Raw genomic sequence first — 3558 nt, forward strand, 5'->3', positions numbered from 1 at the left:
TGGAATAGGGAATAGGGAATAGGGAACAGGGAATAGGGAATAGGGAACAGGGAATAGGGAATAGGCAAGATTGAAAAAATCCTGTTTATCTCATACTTATGAAAAACGCTGTATATTACATCCACTAAATACTCGTTATTTTTGGGATTTTAACCATTTATGAATTATCTAACTTTAGATAAATTTTGATAGATTAACTATCCAAAAATAAACCCTTAAATAACTATCAAATTTATAGAGGTTTTAAAATCTCATCATATCTGTTTTATAATGTTCCCGATTCCCGATTCCCGATTCCCGATTCCCTGTTCCCTTTTTCTATCAATCCTTTGTTCACAACTCAAATACAAACGCTATCTAACTGTTACTATTAAGTACAGTTTTGTACTCAACCAAGTTACTACGCTGTCCTAGCAATCGATTTAGGTGAAATTGAATCTGACCTTGGACTTGAGGAAACTTGCCGATCATGCAAGAGAGACTATAAAGTAAAGCATCTTTTGAGCTCAAACCTGTTTGGGACTTATGACGATAGATCCGGTAACTCATCAGAGGATAACCAAGCAACAGCAATAAGCTCAAGCCATGGGTGAGCCATGCGATCGCAAATACTAACAGGGGTAAGAGTAATCCCCAGAACCAAATGCTCCGGCTTTCTTTCACCCAATGGCGTTCTGGAGTGTGACCGTGTAACCAGGCTCCCTCAGCGTAAGCATGACCTGCTCTTAAGAACCGCTTCCAGCACTGACTAAAACGAGTCATTTGGGCATCATGCCAAGTCATTTCAGCATCTAGGCGAAAAATCTTCCAACCCCTTTGGCGCAGGCGCAGGCACAGTTCCGGTTCTTCACCAGCAATTAGGGTAGGATTAAACCCTCCGACTTGTTCAAAAGCTTCTGTACGCATCATGGCATCACCACCACAGGCGGAAGCTTCACCCACTGGTGTATCCCACTCCATGTCGCACAATCGGTTATATATAGATTTTTCAGGGAAGCGTTCTCGTCGGCGACCACAGACTACAGCGACATTAGGGTTGGCTTCCAGTTCCCCTTGAGCATAGTCGAGCCATCCCCCTACTACCTCACAATCCCCATCCACGAATTGGACAAACTTAAGATTTGGCTCTAAATGTTTGAGATAGATATATCCCGCATTCCTAGCACGAGCTGCAGTAAACGGTTTAGATAGGTCGAGTCCAATCACCTCTACCCCTAAAGAATGAGCGATTTCCACACTGTTATCTGTGGAGCCAGAATCGACATAAACCACACGAGCGGCGTTCTTAATCACAGACAGTAGACACTGACGTAGGCGTTCACCTTCATTGCGTCCAATCACAACTAATCCAATTTGCTTCACACCTTGGGGTTTGTATTCTACAGCTGAGAGATTGTTCATCGTTTAACTGCTTTGAGAATTTAGCTCTTTTCTTGGACGAGGCAAAGAATTGAAACGTAGAGGTAGCACTGAAACGCTGTTTCCCTGTAAGCATATGCGCTACGCGCACGCGTGCGCGTTCAGCCGTCAGCCGTCAGCCGTCAGCTTATTTTATTCAAAAACACCGATTGCGCTACGCGCACGCTGCGCGAACAGTAGTGTGGCCATAAGTTTTTAGCTGATAGCTGATACGCGACACGCTGATAGCTGAATGCTTATGTTTCCCTAACGCTATCGTTGTTGGTGAAAGATTTTAGCCAGATTAAACTGTAGCAGATTCACCCTTGTACAGCTTTCTAGGGAAGTTTACAGAATCAGGAATTTTGATCGATAAAGTCTATGAGAGCATCATACTTGGGTGAACTCTTTTGGTATACATGTTCTAAAGCACCCCAGCTCCCCCATTTAGTCGGCTTCTTGATATCAGAAAAGTGCATAAATAAGCCACCGCCCTGATTCTTCCATTCATTCAGGAGTTGTGTATAAATTTTGTACATTTCTGGATGTCTATTAAGCTCAATGAAAAACTCAGTTAGTTTTTGATTATCGGACTTGACAAGATGTTGACCACCTTCGTAAACCACTAACTGTAGTTTTCTCTTAGCTGCTACTTTTTGATGATAGTTAAAAATTTGATCAATATCACTTAAACTCTCATAGTCTTCTTCTGTGGGAAGTAAACCCCCGGATTTGATCTGCTTAAACGCTTTTGACACTCCGCCATCGGGTTCATTCAACCAAGATTCTATGGTGCTTTCGTTTTCTTCCGCGTTTAAGCTGCCATTAAAATATCCCGCGATCGCAAAAGCATCAATACTATGTTGATAACAAGGAGTATTACCCTCTGCTACCCACAAAGGACAATCCAAAGCAGCATTTTCCAAACCAAGCCATACGGTATGGGTAGCCATAACAGACACAACGTTATTGCTGTCACTACCAAATACCTTTTTCCAAATATCAGACATTTGAGCAGTACGCATGCCATACCATTGCATGTATGCATCTCCTTTATCCTTGCCCCACCTAGCTTGACCTTGAGCTAAGGCATAGTTAGCTTGTTGGAATTGCCAATTCCACACTTCATTAGACAGTTCCACATAAACCCTTAGATTTGGATCTAAGGTATCTTTAACTATTTGGGAAAAATTAGTTATATACTCATCTGTAGCTTGATGGGGCATATTAAACCATGGATCAGCACCAATTCGATTGGCCAGTTTAACCATGATTTCTACAGGTACACCTTTACCGTAAGCGTAGGAGGCATCATCTACTTTTGGTCTATTTGCCCATTCCCCTTGCTTAGAATGATTGGTTTCCATCCAGTCCATAAAACGGATGGCTTTAAATTTTTTAATTTTATTGATGAATTCAGGATTAAATAGTTCAGACACGTAAGTGTCTTCATACTTAGCTTCAACAACACGAATGTTGCGAATATAATTCCCCGTGTGATTAGGATCCGTAGAGGTAATTATTAAATAGATACTAGCCCCAGATGGAGTGACATTAATTACATCTCTTCCTGGCCTTGACGCTACCTCATCTTTGGTAGCATCAAACTTGTATTCTATAGTGCCTTCTCCATCGTATAAAACCACATACTTTCCAGCTGGATAATTTTTCATCCCTGTAAAAAGTAGTGTAGCCACACGAGTATATTCAGGAGAAGCTTCTGGAGCAGGTAAAGACTTAACCCAGCCGTGTTCGTCTAAATCGAGTTTATCGTATTCCTCAGTATCCCATGAACCACTACAGCCTGTTTCTCCAGAGACACATTGAGTAATCCATGGTCTCGAAGATTTGAAGGCATCTAAGAAAGGAAGTTCAGTTGACCAATCAGCAATTCCATTCAGGTTAGTTCCTAAGTTACTAGTTTTATCCAGAGAGTTTTGAACCGTTGATTTACTTAAAAAACTATTAACTTTTTGATAAAATTGTTCAGGATATGTTGGATTAAGCGCAATGAATAAAGTTATACAAAAACTAAAAAAAAATAATGTAATTATTTGGATTTTTTTAAAAAATCTACTGTACACTAATTTTAACTATCAGGGCTAGCAAAACTGACTTTATAATTGGAAGTTATTGGTAAGCTGACTTCACTCAAGTAGC

General features: G+C 40.7%; 2 protein-coding genes. Both read right to left on the reverse strand.

Going from position 1 to position 3558, the window contains the following annotated elements; translation table 11 throughout:
• Window positions 1-357: 357 nt before the first annotated feature.
• Window positions 358-1401: a glycosyltransferase gene (locus F6K57_RS39920; RefSeq protein WP_293074367.1), complete on the reverse strand. Its 1044-nt coding sequence runs from the start codon at window positions 1399-1401 to the stop codon at window positions 358-360.
• 353 nt (window positions 1402-1754) lie between these two features.
• The gene (locus F6K57_RS39925; RefSeq protein WP_293074369.1) at window positions 1755-3482 is read right to left on the reverse strand and encodes a cellulose-binding protein; all 1728 of its coding nucleotides are present in this window, start codon (window positions 3480-3482) and stop codon (window positions 1755-1757) included.
• Window positions 3483-3558 lie beyond the last annotated feature (76 nt).

Source organism: Moorena sp. SIO4A5 (assembly GCF_010672005.1).
In the GTDB taxonomy this organism is placed as follows: domain Bacteria; phylum Cyanobacteriota; class Cyanobacteriia; order Cyanobacteriales; family Coleofasciculaceae; genus Moorena.